Here is a 17,418-nt window from a genome sequence, read left to right as displayed (position 1 = left end):
CAGGGTGCCTGCCATGGTTCCCACGAGCGAAAGCTCACGACCGTAGAAGCCCGTGATGAACCGACGGGTGCCGGGCGCGACGGCGGACCGCCGCCGGACCGGACGGGTCGGCCTTCGGCCATCGGGCGGAGGCCGGCCGGTTCCGGCACCCGGGCCGCCGACCGGAACCGGCCACCACCCACGCCGTACGACGACCCGAAAGGGGCATGCCGACATGGCCACATGCCGTGGCGTCGACGTCTCCGTCTACCAGCCGGCCCAGAACTGGACCGCCCGCAAGGCCGAAGGCGTCGTCTTCGCCTTCGCCAAGGCCAGTGAGGGCGAGCACACCCACGACACCCGCTTCACCCAGCACATCGCCGCCGTCATCGCCGCCGGACTCGTCCCCGGCGCCTACCACTTCGGCTGGCCGAACCAGAGCGCCACCACCGAGGCGGCCAACTACGTGGCCGCCGTGAAACCCCACGCCCGGCCCGGCTTCGTGCACTGGCTCGACCTGGAACGCCGGTCCGACGGAGCCAACTACGCGGGCGTCTCCGCGGCCGGGATCCTGTCCTACGCCAAGGCGTGGATCGCGGCGGTCCAGGCCGCGTTCCCCGGCCAGCGCGTCGGCGTCTACACCTCGGGCAGCGATCTGACCGCCGGCCACGCCCCCGCCGACGCACCGCTGTGGTACCCGGCCTACCCCTGGTCCGGTGCCGCGACCTACGCACAGGCGGAGGCACACGCGCGGCCCGCGCCGGCCGGCCGCACGCCGCTGTTCTGGCAGTTCACCTCGACCCCGCTCGACCGATCCATCTGCTACCTGAGCGAGTCCGCGTTGCGCACGTGGGCCGCCGGAACGGAGACCGACATGCCGCTCACCGCCGCCGACATCGCCAAGATCGCCACCGCTTCCGCGAAGGCGGTCCTCACCATGGACGGCCTGATCGCCGCCCCGGCCGACGCCCCCGACGCGAAGACCAACCCCTACTGGGAGCTGCAGTCCTACATCAAGGACACCAACCTCCGCCTGCGCGCCGTCCAGGCGACCGAGGCGGCGCAGAGCGCGGTCATCACCCAACTCGCCGCCGCCATCGCGAAGTTCGACAAGACCATCGACCCGGCCGCCCTGGTCTCGTCCATCACCGCGGCCATCGAGGCGGCCGTGGGCAAGGTCGTCGTCCACCTCGACACCGCCCCCTGACGGCACCCGGAACCACGAGGCACGGAAAGGACTCACCCGGTGAACCTCTTTGTCAGCTTCATGCGCACGGTCGTGCCGATCGTCGCCGGACTCGTACTGACCCTGCTGGTCCGTATCGGAGTCACCTTCGACTCGACGGCGGTGGCCAGCGTGGTCACCGCGGTCCTGACGGGCGCCTACTACACCCTGTTCCGGCTCCTGGAGACCCTCGCGCTGAAGATCCGCAACCGCCCGCTGGCGACCATCGCCGGAATCCTGCTGGGCTGGGCGACCCCGCCGGACTACCCGGACCCGGCCGCCGCGTAACGCGCCGACGCCCCCGCTCCGCCGGACCCGCCGCGGGCACGTGAGGTCACCGCGGCGGGTTGCGCGATCTCAGCGAGCGCGCGGAACCCGGGAGGTGAACTCACCCTGGCGGCACCGCCCGAGAGCGGCACCCTTCCGTGCTGGGGCGTACCGCCTCCGACCGGCGCCGGTTCCGGCCTCACATCGTTCTCCCCCCGAGGGGTTGTCCGACCGGGACCACTGGCGTCCCGGACACGGTGAGCCCCTCGGGGCTCGACATCGGCCCGGGCCCGATCCCGTCCGGGATTCCCCTCCGAGAGGCCGGCGCCCCTCGGCGGTCCCGCTTCCGCCGGGTCGCGCTCCCGTACCGGCGAAGGCCGGCGACCGGCCATCGGGTCCGCCGCGGCGTTCGCGTGTGCGATCCGATCGGCCCTCTCGGCACCGCCGCGCGTAAAACCTGCCTCCCGGAACGGGGTCGGACGGCTCGCGTGGATTTCGCCACCTGGGCATGCGGGTTGGCCGGTTGAGCACCCGGCACGGCGGGGGCCGGTTCGCGTGGGATTCGGGGGCGTTGCCGGTCGGCGCCGGCTATCTCGGGGGCGGCGGGGACGACCCGGTCGAGGCCGTCCTCGGCGTCTGCCTGCGAGAACGGAACGACGGAGACCGTTTCCGGGGTGCCGTCGATAGGTGCCGGGACACCCCCGAGCGCGGGTGCCGTCGGCTCGGAGGACTCCCGCCGCCACTGGGCGCACCGCACGTTTTCCGTCATCAAGGCACCCGCGGGAGATCACCGATCTAGGGGCCGACCTTCAAATCTTGAGCACAAAGTCCACACAGACCTCTCTTCAGGCGGCCCCAGATGGTCTAGATTGACCGTGCTTTCGCATGGTGGGACACCAGGCGACAAATGATGATCTATGGGTCCGGCGATGCAGACGGCCAGTAGCCGCGTCTCTCGTGCCGGACGTGGGGGTGATCGGTTCCTTGGAGCCATAGGGGGGCTCGGAGCGCGGGGAGCATCCGAGAGATCGACCGATTTGCGCGCGCCTCAGGCGCCCGGCAGGACCTGCGAGTCCGCTGCCGCCAGGGGGTTGCGCACGTAGCTCTGAGACAGCCGGGACGCCGTACGCCGGGGGCGGTGGCGTTCCGCAGGGGGAACAGCGCGGGGCCTCTCGAGGGGGAGGCACAGTGCGGGGGGCGGGGACCCTCCGCAGGGGGCGAAACAGTGTGCGGCGGCGACGCCGAACGCTGGGGACCTTGGGGGGTTCTGTGCGGCAGGGGGGAATAGTCGGCCCTTTTCCGTCGGCGCGTGGGCGTCTGGCGGACGGGGCGATCAGCCAGCCGGCGACCGACTGGGAACAGCGGTACCGCCGTACCGTGATCTTCAGCGACACCGTGGCCACCGCCTTCGTGGTGGGGTCGATCGGTGACTTCTTCGGGGCCCGGGACGCGGCCAACTGGCATGAGAAATGGGGGATCCTCGCCTTCGGCACCCAGTTGCTGGTGCTGGGGGCGCTCGCGGTGAGCCGGTCGTGGGCTCCGGCGGTGCTCGGCCAGGGCGCCGAGGAGTTCCGCCGGCTCGGACGCTCGCTGTTCACGGCGACCGTCGTGCTGGCGCTCGGCGGGATCGCCCTGACCTCGCGCAACATCAAGCTCTGGATCTTCGTCGCGATCCCCGCGATCGCGCTCGTCACGATGACCGAGCGATATCTGCTCCGCCTCTGGCTGCACAAGCAGCGCAACGAAGGGCGGTGCCTGAGACCGGTGCTCGCGGCCGGGAGCCCGGCCACCGTGCGCGACCTGATCAACCGCACCCGCAAGTTCCCGCACCTCGGCTGGCGGGTGGAGGCGGTGTGCACGACGGACGGCCGCGGGGTCGACGGCGAGCAAGGCGGCCTGGACGGCGACCAGTTGGACGGCGTGCCGGTCATCGGCCTGCTGGAGGACGTCGCCAAGCACGTCCGCCACGACGGCTACCGGGTCGTCGCCGTCACCCCGGACCCGCACTGGTCACCGGACCGGCTGCAGCGGCTGGCCTGGAACCTCGAGGGCAGCGACGCCGAGATGATCGTGGCCCCCGTGCTGATGGAGGTGGCCGGCCCGCGCCTGCATGTCGACGCGGTGCTCGGTATCCCGCTGCTGCGGGTCAGCATGCCGACCTTCAGCGGGGGCCGCCGGGCGATCAAAGGGGTCGTCGACCGGCTGGGCGCAACGATTCTGCTGGTGCTGTTCGCGCCCCTGATGCTCCTCGTCGGACTGCTCGTGCTGACGGACAGCCGGGGCGGGGTGTTCTACCGCCAGCGCCGGGTCGGCAAGGACGGCCGCGAGTTCACCATGCTCAAGTTCCGCAGCATGGTCGTCGGCGCCCACAAGGCACGTGCGGAGCTGGCCGGCCGCAACGAGGGCGCGGGCCTGCTGTTCAAGGTCCGCCGGGATCCGCGGGTGACCCGGGTGGGAGCGGTGCTGCGCCGGTACTCGCTCGACGAGCTCCCGCAGCTCTTCAACGTGGTCACCGGATCCATGTCGCTCGTCGGCCCCCGGCCTCCGCTGCCGGAGGAGTGCGCCGCGTACGACCCGGACATCCGAAGACGGCTGCTGGTCAAGCCCGGGCTCACCGGCCTGTGGCAGATCAGCGGACGCAGCGACCTGCCGTGGGAGGAGGCGGTCCGCCTCGACCTGCGCTACGTGGAGGACTGGTCGCTCGCCCTGGACACGGTGATCTTGTGGAAGACGCTGCGTGCCGTGATCCACGGCCAGGGGGCCTACTGATGCGCGGGGGTCGTCCGACCGACGCGCGGACCGCAGGCCGCAAGGGCCTGACTGGGGGGAGAGACGGGGCATGAGAGTCAGCGTTTTCGGGCTCGGCTACGTGGGCTGCGTGTCGGCCGCGTGCCTGGCCAGCATGGGGCACGAGGTCATCGGGGTGGACGTCAACCAGGTGAAGGTCGACCTGGTCAACGACGGCAAGGCCCCCGTGGTCGAGGAGCGGATCGGCGAGCTCATCGCCGACGTCGTACGGACCGGAGCGCTCCGCGCCACCGGTGACGTCCGCGAGGCGATCATGGGCAGCGAGATATCGCTGATCTGCGTGGGCACCCCGTCGGAGCCCAACGGCAGCCTGTGCACCACCTACTTGGAGCGGGTCACCGAACAGATCGGCGCCGCGCTCGCCGAACGGGGCGGGCGGCAGACCGTCGTGTTCCGCAGCACCATGCTCCCGGGCACCTGCCTGAACCTGCTGGTGCCGATCCTGGAGAAGAACGTCGGCGGCACGGCCGGGGTGGACTTCGGGGTCGCGGTCAACCCGGAGTTCCTGCGCGAGGGCACGAGCGTGCGGGACTTCTTCGACCCGCCCAAGACCGTCATCGGCGAGCTCGACACGGCGAGCGGCGACGCGGTGGCGGCGCTCTACGACGGCCTGTCCGGCGAGGTGTTCCGGGTGCCGGTCCCGACCGCCGAGGCGATCAAGTACGCGGACAACGCGTTCCACGGCCTCAAGATCGGCTTCGCGAACGAGCTGGGCTCGGTGTGCCAGGCGCTCGGGGTCGACTCGCACCAGGTGATGGACGTCTTCCTGGCCGACCGCAAGCTGAACATCAGCCCCGCGTACCTGCGGCCCGGCTTCGCCTTCGGCGGCTCCTGCCTGCCCAAGGACCTGCGCAGCCTGGTCCACGCGGCACAGCGGGCCGACGTCTCGGTGCCCATCCTCTCCCACGTGCTGGCCTCCAACTCCGACCATCTGCAGCGCGCGGTGGACCTGGTCGAGCGCACCGGCAAACGCCGGGTGGGCCTGTTCGGGCTGTCCTTCAAACCCGGCACCGACGACCTCAGGGAGAGCCCGCTCGTCGAGCTGGCGGAGCGGCTCTTCGGCAAGGGCTACGACCTCAAGATCTACGACGCCAACGTGAGCCTCTCCCGGCTGCTCGGCGCGAACCGCGAGTACATCGAGAGCCGGCTGCCGCATCTCGCCCAACTGCTCGCCGACTCCGTCGACGAGGTGGTCGAGCACGCCGAGGTGTGCCTGGTCGGGACCAAGGACCCGGCCGTGCTGGCGGCGCTGCCCCACACGGGCGGACCGGCGGTCGTCGACCTCATCCACCTTCCCGACGCCGAGGCGCGCCGGGCCGAGCCGGGGTACATGGGCCTTGCCTGGTAACGCGAACAACAGCCACGGGACGGGCCGGCGCGCCCTGATCCTGGTGGAGAACCTGTCGGTGCCGTTCGACCGGCGGGTGTGGCAGGAGTGCACCACCCTGCGCGACGCGGGCTGGGAGGTGCACGTCATCTGCCCTCAGGGGGAGAAGCGGGACACGGAACCGGAGGCGGTGATCGACGGGGTGCGGATCCACCGCTACCCGTTGCGCGCGGCCACCGGCGGACCGGCCGGCTACCTGCGGGAGTACGGAACGGCGCTGTGGCACACGGTCCGGCTGGCCCGCGAGGTCGGCCCGGTCGACGTGGTCCACGCCTGCAACCCGCCCGACCTGCTGTTCCTGCCGGCGCTGTGGATGAAGCGGCGCGGGGCGCGGTTCGTCTTCGACCAGCACGACCTGGTGCCCGAGCTGTACCTCTCCCGGTTCGACCGCGGCGAGGACCTGCTCTACCGCGCCGTGTGCGCGCTGGAGCGGCGGACCTACCGGGCCGCGGACATCGTGCTCGCCACGAACGAGAGCTACCGGGACGTCGCGCTGCGCCGCGGCGGCAAGCGGCCGGACGACGTCTTCGTGGTGCGCAGCGCGCCCGCGACCGACCGGTTCCAACCGGTGCCGCCGGAGCCGGAGTTGAAGCGCGGCAAGCCCCATCTGCTGTGCTACCTCGGCGTCATGGGCCCCCAGGACGGCGTCGACTACGCCCTGCGGGCCCTGGCGAAACTGCGCGACGAACTCGGGCGGACCGACTGGCACGCCGTCTTCGTCGGCGGCGGCGACGCCTTCGACGCGATGGTGGAGCTGGCCGGGCGGCTCGGTCTCTCCGAACAGGTGCAGTTCACCGGGCGCATCCCGGACGCCGACCTGGTGCGCTACCTGTGCACCGCGGACGTGTGCCTCTCGCCCGACCCGTGCAATCCGCTCAACGACGTGTCGACCATGAACAAGGTCCTGGAGTACATGGCGATGGGACGGCCGATCGTCTCGTTCGACCTCAAGGAGGCGCGCGTCTCCGCCGGTGACGCCGCCGTCTACGCGCCCGACGACGACGAGGCCCAGTTCGCCAAGCTCATCGCGCTGCTCCTCGACGATCCGGACAAGCGGGCCCGGATGGGCAAGACCGGCCAGGAGCGGATCAGCGGCCCGCTGTCCTGGCAGAACTCGCAAGCGTCGCTGCTCGCCGCCTACGCCGCCGCATGCCGGGACCAGTCCCCGGTGTCGGCGGGCGGGCCGGTCCGTACGGGGAAGAGGCCGCACCATTGAATGAGGACACGATCCGTCTGGTCACGATCGGACGGATTCTCCGTCGGCGGTGGCGGCTTCTCGCGCTGCTCGCCGTTGTGGGTGCGCTCGTCGGCTACGGCACCTCGGTGGTGCTGATGCCGCCGCGGTACACGGCGGCGGCATCGGTCCTGCTGCCGGGCCAGTGGGACGAGCGCGAACTGCTCACCCAGGTGGACATCGCGACCAGTTCCGAGGTGGCCGACCGCGCGGCCGCCGCGCTCGGCTGGAAGGGCGTCAGCGGCGCCGACCTCCAGCACAAGGTGAGCGCCAAGGCCGACGACGGGAACATCATCAAGATCTCCGGCACGGCCGACACCCCGGAACGCGCGCAGCGGCTCTCCGACCAGATGGCCCAGCAGTTCGTCACCTTCGCCGTGCGCATCGCCGGCGGCAGCATCGACCCCGCGGCGGCCACGGAGACCGAGGCGCTGCGCAAGCAGGTGGCGGACACCAACCGCCGCATCACCGACCTGGCCGCCGCGGCCGACCCGGGGCAGACCGTGGAGAGCGTGCAGGCCCGCACCGAGCTGGAGGGGCTGCGCACCGCGCTGCAGGACGCCATGAAGAAGCTCGAAGAGGCCGACCCGTCGGCCACCGGCAAGGCCAACATGGTCGTCATGGGCCCGGCGCCCCGGCCGACCGGCGCGTCGGCGCCGACGAGAATGCAACTGACCGTCGGCGGGGCGCTGTTGTTCCTCCTGCTCGCGGTCATCGGTCATCTCGCCGCCACCCGGGTGAGCCGTCGGCCGCGCACCGAGGCGGAGATCGCCGCGGCACTGGGCTCGCCGTTCCTCGGCACCGTCGACGTGCCCGGTGAACGGAGCGGACACGAGCCGGAGAGCCGTGGCCCGAGGTCCCGGATCCGTCGGCTGCTCGGCGTCGACACCCGGTGGGACGTACCGATCCCGCAGAGATCCGGCGACGAGGCCGACAGACGGATCCGCTACCGGCGGGTGTGCGCTCGCCTGAGGGACCAACTGCCCGCACCCCGGCGGCTGTTGGTCGTCGTACCGGAAGGCGACGAGGTCGCCCGCAGGGCCGCCGGGCAGCTCGCCGCCGAGAGCACGGGCGATCCGCTGCTGCGGGTGGTGGAGGTGTCGGTGGAGCGGCCGGTCGTGCCGGACCGCGACCGTGACACGGAGTCCGGTGCCCTGGTCGTCGTCGGCGCGGGCAGCCGGACCGCGGAGGAACTCGCGGACATCGCCGAGGCGTGCGCGGACGGCGGCCACGAGGTCGTCGGCGTCGTCGTCGCCGGCGCGGTACGCACCACCCGTCCGGCGCGGACCGCCGACCGTCCGGCGGACGAGGCCACGTTGACGTTCGCGGTGCACGGCCACACGACGGGAGGCCCGGCGTGATGACGAGCACGACTTCGGAGTCGTCGGCGACCACTCCGCTCCTCGACGTGCAGGCGCTGGTGGTCGCGGTGCGCAGACGCCGCCGGCTCTGGTCCGCGATGGCCCTGCTCGGACTGCTGATCGGCGCGGCCGTGGCGGTCCTGCTGCCGCCGGCACCGGCCGCGGTGACCAAGGTGCTGGTCGCGCATCAGGAGGACCAGCCGAACGACACCGGCACGCTGATCCGCACCGACGCCCAGCTGCTGGCGACCTCGCGGATCGCCGGCCAGGCCCTGCGGATCCTCAAGTCCCCGGAGAAACCGGAGGACTTCATGAAGGACTACCGGGGCACCGGACTGACCAACAACGTCCTCGAGATCGATGTGACGGGCAAGACCGACGCGGAGGCGGTGGCCCGGGCCAAGGCACTGGCCGAGGCGTTCGTCGCGGACCACGCCCAGCGCATCCAGGCCATCGCCGACGCCAACGCCCAGGGCCTGCTCGACCAGCAGGCCCGGATACAGGCGGAGCTCGCCGACGTCAACAAGACGATCGCCGGCCGGACGCCCGACACCGACCCGAAGGACTCGGCGAACCTCGAATCGCTCTTCGCCCGGCGGGCCGAACTCACCTCGCAGATCTCCGACTTCGGCCAGCGCGCCGAGGAGGCACGCGTCGGCGCTCCCCAGCTGGTCGCCGGCACGCAGATCGTGGACGCACCCCGCGCGGTGCGGCACTCCCTGCCCAAGGCCGCCGTCACCGACGCCGTGATCGGACTCGTCCTCGGACTCTTCGTCGGGCTCGCGCTGGCCGCGGTCGGCGTGGTCGTGGCGGACCGCCCCGTGCTGCGCCGGGACATCGCGGCGAACCTCGGCGCCTCGGTCATCGCCGAACTCCCGCGCCGCTCCGGCAGGTTGTGGCAGCGTAGGCGGACCCGGGTGGCCCGCGAACGGCTCACCACGACCCTGGCCCGCACCGCGCGCGGCTCGGCCGAACCGCTGTCGCTGCTCGAACTGGGCTGCGCGCGCGGGACGAGCGCGATCGCCCTCGGCCTCGCCCGGGCCCTGGGGGAGGACGGTCCGGTGACCGTCGTCGACGGTCTCCCCGGCACGCAGCTCTCGGGCCGCCGCCCGAAACCGGGGGACCCCACGGTGGTCGGCGGCGAACACGCGGCGACCGTGTCCCCTCAGGACCAGCGGATCGGCGTCGGCTCGGTGGCGCCCGGCACGGCGTGGACCGACCTCCAGTACCTGGGCTCCCGGACCGTGCTCGTCGTGCGGGCCGGGCACGGCAGCGCCGCATGGCTGCACACCGTGGCCCGGCAGCTCGCGGACCAGCGCATCCCGGTGATCGGTGTGGTGCTGATCGACCCCGATCCGCGCGACCGCACCGACGGCACGCTGTGGGACGGGCTGGCCAACGCGCTGCGCGGCCGGAGCGAGCGGCCGACCTGGCAGAACGCGACCGGCCGGCGGCTCACCGAACGCCAGCCGATACGGGCCGCACGGGTCCCGGACAACGACCAGGAGGTGCGGTAGGACGTGTGTGGCATCGCAGGCACGTACCGCTGGCCGGACGGAAAGGCCGTCACCGACCGGCTCACCGACACCCTCGCCCACCGCGGCCCGGACGGCTCGGGCCGCTACGGCCACCCCCTGGGTGACGGCGAAGTGCAGCTCGGGCACCGCCGGTTGTCCATCATCGACCTGTCCGAGACCGGCGCCCAGCCGATGGTCTCGGACGGCCTCGCCCTGACGTACAACGGCGAGCTGTACAACGCGCCCGAACTCCGCGCCGAGTTGGAGGCCACCGGGGTGCGCTTCCGCGGCACCTCCGACACCGAGGTGCTCCTGGAGGCCTGGCGGCGCTGGGGCACGGACTGCCTGCCCCGGCTGCGCGGCATGTTCGCGTTCGGCGTCTTCGACGAGCGCACCGGTGAACTGGTGCTGGTCCGCGACCAGTTGGGCATCAAGCCGCTGTTCCTGCTCCGGCGCGGCCAGGGCCTGATGTTCGCCTCCGAGCTCAAGGCGCTCGCCGCCGCGACCGGCGGGACGCTGGAGGTGGACCACGCGGCACTGGTGGCCTCCCTGCTGTACTACTGGGTGCCGGACTCGCGCTGCGCGTTCCGCGAGGCGGAGAAGCTGCCGCCGGGGAGCTGGCTCAGGTGCCGGCCCGACGGCCGGGTGGAGCGCGGCAGTTTCTGGAACCTGAAGGACGTCGCCGCCGAGGGCCAGGAGCGGGCCCGCGCCGGTGAGCAGCCCGACCTCGACGCCGTCGTCGAGGAGTCGACCCGGCGCCACCTGCTCTCCGACGTCCCCGTGGCCACCTTCCTCTCCGGCGGCCTCGACTCCAGCTACCTGACCGCGCTGGCGGCCCGCCACCAGCCCGGGATCTCCGCCTACACGATCGGCTTCCGCGCCGAGGACGCCAAGTTCGAGGCGATGCCGGACGACCTGCGCTACGCCCGGCAGGTCGCCGAGCAGTTCGGCGTCGACCTGCACGAGATCGAGATCGCCCCGAACGTGCTCGACCTGCTGCCGCAGATGACGTACAGCCTGGACGAGCCGATCGGCGACCCCGCCGCGATCAACACCTACCTGATCTGCCTGGCCGCCCGGGAGGCCGGGGTCAAGGTGATGCTCTCGGGGATGGGCGCGGACGAGCTGTTCGCCGGGTACCGCAAGCACTTCGCCAACCTGCTCGCGCTGCGCTACCAGCGCGTCCCCCGGCCCCTGCGCCGCGGGGTGTCCGGGGTCGTGGACCGGCTGCCGGTCGCCTCGGCCACCCGGGGCTACCGGTCGGTGCGGTTCGCGAAGCGGTTCCTCTCCTTCGCCGATCTGCCCGAGGAGACCGCGTTCCGGCGCAGCTACACCATGTACGACAGGCCGGAGCTGCTCGCCCTGATCGATCCGGACCTGGCCGGGACGGTCGACGACGTGCTGACCGAACACGCGGACGTCTACCAGGACAACGACCTCGACGACTTCGTCAACCGCATGTGCCTGACCGACGCCCGGATGTTCCTGCCGGGCCTCAACCTCGCCTACACGGACCGGTCGAGCATGGCCGCGTCGACCGAGGTGCGGGTGCCGTACGTGGACGTAGAGGTGGTCAAGGCCGCGTTCGCGGTGCCCGGCGACCGCAAGATCGTCGGACGGCAGGGCAAGGCCGCCCTCAAGGAGGCGGCCACCTCGATCCTGCCCCGGGAGATCGTGTACCGGCCCAAGGGCCTGTTCAGCGCCCCGCTGCGCGCCTGGATGAGCCGCGACCTGGCACCGCTGGTGCGCGAGGTGGTCAACGACGGCGTGCTCGTCAAGTCCGGGCTCCTGCGCCGCGACGCGCTGGCCCGCATGGTCGCCGAGGACGCCGCCGGACAGGCGGACTACTCCAAACACCTCTGGCACGTACTGACCCTCGAGTACTGGTATCGCGACGCGACCTCTGGCTCCGCCCAGAGCGCTCGGACGACGGCTTAGAAAACAGGAGTTCTGGTGAAGCAGGTTGTACAGAACTACAAGAGCGGCGAGCTGGCGGTGCTCGACGTTCCGGTACCGGGATGCAAGCCGGGCGGTGTGCTGGTCCGCACCGCCTACTCGCTGATATCCACCGGGACCGAGCTCATGAAGGTCTCCGAGGCCGGCATGTCGATGCTGGGCAAGGCCCGCTCCAGGCCGGACCAGGTGGCCAAGGTCATGCAGAGCGTGGCCACCAACGGGGTGCCCGCCACCTACCGCAAGGTGATGGGCAAGCTGGACTCCTACACACCGCTGGGCTACTCGCTGTGCGGGGTGGTCGAGCAGGTCGGCGCCGGGATCGACGACGTGAAGGTCGGCGACCTCGTGGCCTGCGCCGGCAACGAGCACGCGCTGCACGCCGAGTTGAACTGGGTGCCGAAGAACCTCTACGCCCCCGTCCCCGACGGTCTCGCCCCGCGCCACGCGGCCTTCGGCACCGTCGGCTCGATCGCGATGCAGGGCGTCCGCCAGGGCGAGCCGCAGCTCGGCGAGGTGGCACTGGTCATCGGCCTCGGCCTGATCGGGCAGCTGGTGGTGCAGCTGCTCACCGCCGCCGGGGTCCGCGTGGTCGGCGCCGACCCCGACCCGACGCGCTGCGAACTCGCCGAGCGCCTCGGCGCCGCGGCCTGCGGCGACCCCGCGTCCGCCGCCGTGGAAGCGGCCGTCGCCGAACTCACCGGCGGCCACGGCGTGGACCAGGTGTTCCTGGCCGCCGGCGGCGGCAGCAACCAGCCCGTCGAGCTGGCCGCCCGGCTCGCGCGGGACCGCGGCCGGGTCGTCGACATCGGCAAGTGCCGCCTGGACCTGCCCTGGAACGCGTACTACGAGAAGGAACTCGACGTCCGCTTCTCGCGCTCGTACGGCCCCGGGCGCTACGACCCGTCGTACGAACTGGAGGGCCGCGACTACCCGATCGGCTATGTCCGCTGGACCGAGCGGCGCAACCTGGCGTGCTTCCTCGACCTCCTCGCGCGCGGCCGCGTCGACGTGGAGCCCCTGGTCTCCCACATCGCCGACTTCGACGACGCCGTAGAGACGTATCAGCGGCTGAAGGACGGCGAACTGAAAGCCGTGGCCGTGCTGTTCCGGTATCCCGAACAGGCGGAGGAGCAGGGGGAGTCGGCGGCCCCTGAGGTGTCCGTGCCCGAGGTGCGGCGCACCGGCACGACCGTCGCCCCGGCCCGGTCCGCCAAGGCGCCGGTGCGGCTCGCGTTCGTGGGCGCGGGGAACTACGCGACGTCGATGCTGCTGCCGCACCTGGCCCGGCGCGAGGGCGTCGAGCTGTCGACGGTCGTCACCACGACGGCGCTGTCCGGGGCCAACGCGCAGCGGAAGTTCGGCTTCGCCGGGGCGACCACCGACCTCGACGCCGTGCTCGGCGACAAGTCCATCGACGCGGTGTTCGTCGTCACCCGGCACAGCTCGCACGCCGAACTGACCCGGCAGGCGCTGCTGGCCGGCAAGACGGTGTTCGTGGAGAAGCCACTGGCCCTCACCGAGGACGAACTGGCCGGCGTCCTCGCGGCGGTGGAGGAGTCCGGCAACGACCGCCTCCAGGTGGGCTTCAACCGCCGGTTCGCGCCGCTGCTCCAGGAGGCCAAGGAGCGGTTCGGCGCCCGGACCGGTCCGGCGAGCCTGCGCTATCTGGTCAACGCGGGCAAGCTCCAGCACGGCAGCTGGTATCTGCAACAGGGCGCCGAGGGCTCGCGGTTCGCCGGCGAGGGCGGGCACTTCATCGACACGGCGAGCTGGCTGCTCGACGCCGACCCGGTCTCGGTGTACGCGACGGCCGCACCCGGCAACGAGGACCTCCAGGTCGTGCTCCGCTACCCGGACGGATCCACCGCGACGATCAGTTACGTCACCACCGGCGCACCCGGCTTCCCCAAGGAGACGCTGGACCTGGTCGCGGACGGCAAGGTGCTGCGGCTCGACGACTTCGTCAAGGCCTCGGTGTACGGCCGTAAGAAGTGGGTCAGTTCGCGGCTGCCCAAGGCCCGGGACAAGGGCCAGAACGCCGAACTGGCCGCGTTCGTCAAGGCGGTTCGGACCGGCGGACCGATGCCGGTGCCGCTGGAGTCGCTGGTCGCCACCACGGCGGCCACCCTCGCCGTACAGGCCGGTCTGGCCGGCGGCACGCCGGTCACGTTGGCGAGGACGCCATGACCATGAGCGCGGGCTGGTACCTGCGCCGGCTCTCCCGGATGGGCCCGCGCGAGGTCGCGGGCCGGGCGGGCGACGCCGTGCGCAGGCGGCGCTGGCGGTCGGCGCGGCCGGACTGTCCGAGCGTCTCCGGCACCCGGTTCACCGCCGTCCTGCCCGCGGGCACGGTCGCCGAGGTGCCGCCGGACGCCGTGAAACGGCTGGTCGCCGATGCGGACCAACTGATGGCCGGGCACGCCGAGTTCTTCGGAGTGGTCCGCGACGACCTCACCGACCCGGACTGGTTCCACGACCCGAAGACCGGGCGCCGGGTCCCGTCGGGCTACGCCTTCGACGTGCCGTACCGCGACGAGGACGTGGCCGGGGACATCAAGCAGATCTGGGAGCCGTCGAGGCACCAGTACCTCACCGTGCTCGCCGCCGCCTACGCGGTCACCGGGGACGAGCGGTACGCCGAGCGCGTCGCCGCACACCTGCGGTCGTGGTGGGCGGCCAACCCGCCGCTGGTCGGTGTGCATTGGATCAGCGGGATCGAGCTGGGCATCCGGCTGCTGTCCTGGGTGTGGGTCCGGCGGCTGCTCGACGGCTGGCCGGGCGCGGCCGAGCTGTTCGAGGACAACCCGGTGGCGCTGAACCAGATCTGGCACCACCAGCGCTGGCTGGCCGCCTTCCCCAGCCGGGGGTCCTCGGCGAACAACCACGTCATCGCCGAGGCCGCCGGACAGTTCGCGGCGGCCTGCGCGTTCAACTGGTTCCCCTCGTCGGCCCGTTGGCGGTCCGGCGCGCTGCGGTCGCTGGAGCGGCACCTGCTCGCCAACACCTTCGACTCCGGCCTCAACCGCGAGCTGGCCACCGAGTACCACGGGCTCGTGCTGGAACTCGGCCTGGCCGCGGTGGCCGAGGCGGATGCCGCCGACGTGCCGGTCCCCGAGTCGCTGCGGCTGGTCCTGCTGCGGATGACCGACGCGCTCGCGGCCGTAGTGGACAACCGGCTGCGCCCGCCCCGCCAGGGGGACGCGGACGACGGCTTCGGCCTCGTCGTGGACGGCGCGGGCACCGACCGCTGGGGCTCGCTGCTCGCCACCGGGGACGCGGTGTTCGGCCGGCTCGACTGGTGGCCGACGGTGACCGGCACCGATGTGCGCACCCCGCTGCTGGCCGCGTTGATCCGGCCGTACGCGAACGACGGAACCGCCCGTCCGGCGACCAGGCCCGCCCACTTCGCCGACGCGGGGCTCACCGTCCTGCGCGGTCCCGAGGAGATCTGGTGCCGTTGCGACGGCGGTCCGCACGGCTTCCTGTCCATCGCCGCGCACGCCCACGCCGACGCGCTGTCCGTGGAGGTCCGGCACGACGGGGTGGACGTGCTCGCCGACCCGGGGACGTACTGCTACCACGGGCAGCCCGAGTGGCGGCAGTACTTCCGCTCGACCCTCGGCCACAACACCCTGCAACTGGACGGCGCCGACCAGTCCGTCTCCGGCGGCCCGTTCCTGTGGACCCGGCAGGCCCGCACCCGCGTCCTGGACGTTGACAACTCCGGGGCGGGGGTGGCCCGTTGGGCCGCCGAGCACGACGGCTACCAGGGCTCGGTGCACCGCCGCCGGGTGGAACTGACGGCCGAGAGCCAGGAGCTGCGGATCGTCGACGAGGTGCAAGGCCCGCGCCGGGACGTGCGGTTGGCGTTCCACCTCGGCCCGGCGATCGCGGCCGACCTGACCGGGCACCGGGCCGTGCTCACCTGGACCCGCGACGGCGAGGACCGCTCCGCCGTCCTCGACCTGCCCGAACAGCTGTCCTGGGAGGCGCATCGCGGTGAGACGGACCCGCCGCTGGGCTGGTACTCCGCCGGATTCGGGCGCAAGGAACCCACCACCACGCTGATCGGCACCGGTTTCGCCGACGGCGCGGACGGGTTCACCACCGTGCTCGGGTTCCGCGGCCAGGAGGGCGCGTGAGGATCACGAGGCGACCCTGGGCGCTGGCGGTGGCACCGCTGGCGCTGGCCCTGCTGACGGCGACCGGCTGCGACAGCACGTCGAGCGCCCCGGCCACGACGAAGCCGACCGCCGCGCCGTCCACGTCCACGTCCGCCGCCCGGACCGTGGCCCGGGTCTGCGCCAACCCCGCGGCCGGCCCGGCGAAGGCACCGGCGGGCGCGGTCACCGTCGACCCCGCGGTGGTCGGCGACCTGGCGACGAAGACCAAGAACAGCCCCCCGAACACCACGTTCTGGCTCCGGCCAGGCAAGCACAGGCTCGACCCGGACCGGTACGCCCAGGTCATCCCCAAGAAGGGCGACCGCTACCTCGGTGCGCCGGGCGCGGTGCTCGACGGCCGGAAGAAGAACCAGTACGCGTTCACCGGCAACGCCCCCGATGTCACCATCCGCTATCTGACGGTGCAGGGTTTCGTCGCGCCCCAGGACGAGGGCGTGGTCAACCACGACTCGGCCGACGGATGGGTGATCGAGGACGCCACGATCCAGAACAACTCCGGCGCCGGGCTGATGGCCGGTGCCCGCCAGCAGGTGCGCGCCGACTGCCTGCGCGACAACGGCCAGTACGGCATGAACGCGTACAAGGGCAACGGCCGCCTCACCGGCCTGGTGGTCGAGGGCAACGAGATCACGGGCAACAACACCGGTGACTGGGAGCGGCGCAAGGAGGGCTGCGGCTGCACCGGAGGCATCAAGTTCTGGGAGGTCGACGGCGCGGAGATCAGCGGGAACTGGGTGCACGACAACCGCGGCGCCGGACTGTGGGCGGACACCAACAACAACGACTTCCGCATCGAGAACAACGTGATCGAGGCCAACGACGGTGCCGCGCTGATCTACGAGACCAGCTACAACGCGGTCATCCGGGACAACACGATCCGGCGGAACAACTGGGTCGAGGGCCGCAAGGCGGCCGACGGCGGTGACAACTTCCCGTACGCGACCGTCTACCTGTCCGAGTCCGGCGGCGAACCCCGGGTCAAGGCCCGTACCGACAAGATCGAGATCTACCGGAACGTGCTGGAGGACAACTGGTCCGGGATCACCCTCTGGGAGAACGCCGACCGGTTCTGCAACAGCCCGGCCAACACCTCGTCCGGCGACTGCACGCTGCTGGTGAAGAAGACCGCCAGCTGTGTGCGGCCGGCCATCGCCAAGGCGCCGCTCTACTCCGACTGCCGGTGGAAGACCCAGCGGGTGGACATCCACGACAACCGTTTCGTGCTCGACGAGTCCGTCGTCAAGTGCACGGAGATGTGCGACCGCATGGCCGTGCTGTCCAACTACGGCACCTATCCGGACTGGTCGCCGTACAAGGGCGAGCAGGTGGCCGACGCCATCACCGAGAAGCAGCACAACCGCTGGCACGACAACGTCTACGTCGGGCCGTGGAAGTTCGTCGCCGAGGACCAGAGCCGGGTGCTCGACTTCGGACAGTGGCAGGCGACGCCGTACCTGCAGGACAAGGGCAGCACCCTCGACCTCCAGGCGGGTGGTTGAG

The 17,418-nt window shown here is 71.9% G+C and carries 11 protein-coding genes; all 11 read left to right on the top strand.

All coding sequences use genetic code 11. The features are described from left to right. The first annotated feature begins 214 nt into the window (after nucleotides 1–214). The 11 genes from OO69_RS52555 (at nucleotide 215) to OO69_RS26685 (ending at nucleotide 17,417) form a co-directional block, all read left to right on the top strand. Complete coding sequence (locus OO69_RS52555; RefSeq protein ID WP_051801212.1) at nucleotides 215–1,186, top strand: glycoside hydrolase family 25 protein; 972 nt, start codon at nucleotides 215–217, stop codon at nucleotides 1,184–1,186. Between the two features lie 39 nt (nucleotides 1,187–1,225). Further along, complete coding sequence (locus OO69_RS26730; protein ID WP_234444531.1) at nucleotides 1,226–1,492, top strand: hypothetical protein; 267 nt, start codon at nucleotides 1,226–1,228, stop codon at nucleotides 1,490–1,492. A gap of 1,248 nt (nucleotides 1,493–2,740) precedes the next feature. Further along, nucleotides 2,741–4,240 carry a sugar transferase gene (locus OO69_RS26725; RefSeq protein WP_078652568.1) on the top strand — a complete coding sequence of 500 codons (1,500 nt, stop codon included), beginning with the start codon at nucleotides 2,741–2,743 and terminating at the stop codon, nucleotides 4,238–4,240. 70 nt (nucleotides 4,241–4,310) lie between these two features. Then, nucleotides 4,311–5,627, top strand: coding sequence for a nucleotide sugar dehydrogenase (locus tag OO69_RS26720; RefSeq protein ID WP_033283326.1), 1,317 nt, complete (start codon nucleotides 4,311–4,313; stop codon nucleotides 5,625–5,627). Beyond that, nucleotides 5,617–6,882: a glycosyltransferase family 4 protein gene (locus tag OO69_RS26715; protein ID WP_033283325.1), complete on the top strand. Its 1,266-nt coding sequence runs from the start codon at nucleotides 5,617–5,619 to the stop codon at nucleotides 6,880–6,882. The genes OO69_RS26720 and OO69_RS26715 overlap by 11 nt, the downstream gene beginning before the upstream one ends. Further along, nucleotides 6,879–8,261: a Wzz/FepE/Etk N-terminal domain-containing protein gene (locus OO69_RS26710; RefSeq protein WP_033283324.1), complete on the top strand. Its 1,383-nt coding sequence runs from the start codon at nucleotides 6,879–6,881 to the stop codon at nucleotides 8,259–8,261. Before OO69_RS26715 ends, OO69_RS26710 begins: the two co-directional genes overlap by 4 nt. Then, nucleotides 8,258–9,778: a Wzz/FepE/Etk N-terminal domain-containing protein gene (locus tag OO69_RS26705; protein ID WP_033283323.1), complete on the top strand. Its 1,521-nt coding sequence runs from the start codon at nucleotides 8,258–8,260 to the stop codon at nucleotides 9,776–9,778. The genes OO69_RS26710 and OO69_RS26705 overlap by 4 nt, the downstream gene beginning before the upstream one ends. Before the next feature lie 3 nt (nucleotides 9,779–9,781). After that, complete coding sequence (gene asnB / locus OO69_RS26700; protein ID WP_033283322.1) at nucleotides 9,782–11,716, top strand: asparagine synthase (glutamine-hydrolyzing); 1,935 nt, start codon at nucleotides 9,782–9,784, stop codon at nucleotides 11,714–11,716. 15 nt (nucleotides 11,717–11,731) lie between these two features. After that, nucleotides 11,732–13,921, top strand: a complete 2,190-nt coding sequence (locus OO69_RS26695) for a bi-domain-containing oxidoreductase (protein ID WP_033283321.1) — start codon at nucleotides 11,732–11,734, stop codon at nucleotides 13,919–13,921. Continuing rightward, entirely contained in the window at nucleotides 13,918–15,876 is a 1,959-nt protein-coding gene (locus OO69_RS26690) for a heparinase II/III family protein (RefSeq protein ID WP_033283320.1), read from the top strand. The genes OO69_RS26695 and OO69_RS26690 overlap by 4 nt, the downstream gene beginning before the upstream one ends. Continuing rightward, nucleotides 15,873–17,417: a right-handed parallel beta-helix repeat-containing protein gene (locus OO69_RS26685; RefSeq protein WP_106971115.1), complete on the top strand. Its 1,545-nt coding sequence runs from the start codon at nucleotides 15,873–15,875 to the stop codon at nucleotides 17,415–17,417. The genes OO69_RS26690 and OO69_RS26685 overlap by 4 nt, the downstream gene beginning before the upstream one ends. The last annotated feature ends 1 nt before the right edge of the window (nucleotide 17,418 follow it).

It is taken from the genome of Streptomyces sp. NRRL F-525, from assembly GCF_000716605.1.
Classification (GTDB): domain Bacteria; phylum Actinomycetota; class Actinomycetes; order Streptomycetales; family Streptomycetaceae; genus Streptomyces.
This window is presented reverse-complemented; position numbering and strand designations above follow the sequence as displayed.

Excerpts from the sequence above, each read along its gene's own strand:
- OO69_RS52555 (WP_051801212.1), top strand. The coding sequence starts at position 215 with ATGGCCACATGCCGTGGCGTCGACGTCTCCGTCTACCAGCCGGCCCAG.
- OO69_RS26720 (WP_033283326.1), top strand. The coding sequence starts at position 4,311 with ATGAGAGTCAGCGTTTTCGGGCTCGGCTACGTGGGCTGCGTGTCGGCC.
- OO69_RS26690 (WP_033283320.1), top strand. The coding sequence starts at position 13,918 with ATGACCATGAGCGCGGGCTGGTACCTGCGCCGGCTCTCCCGGATGGGC.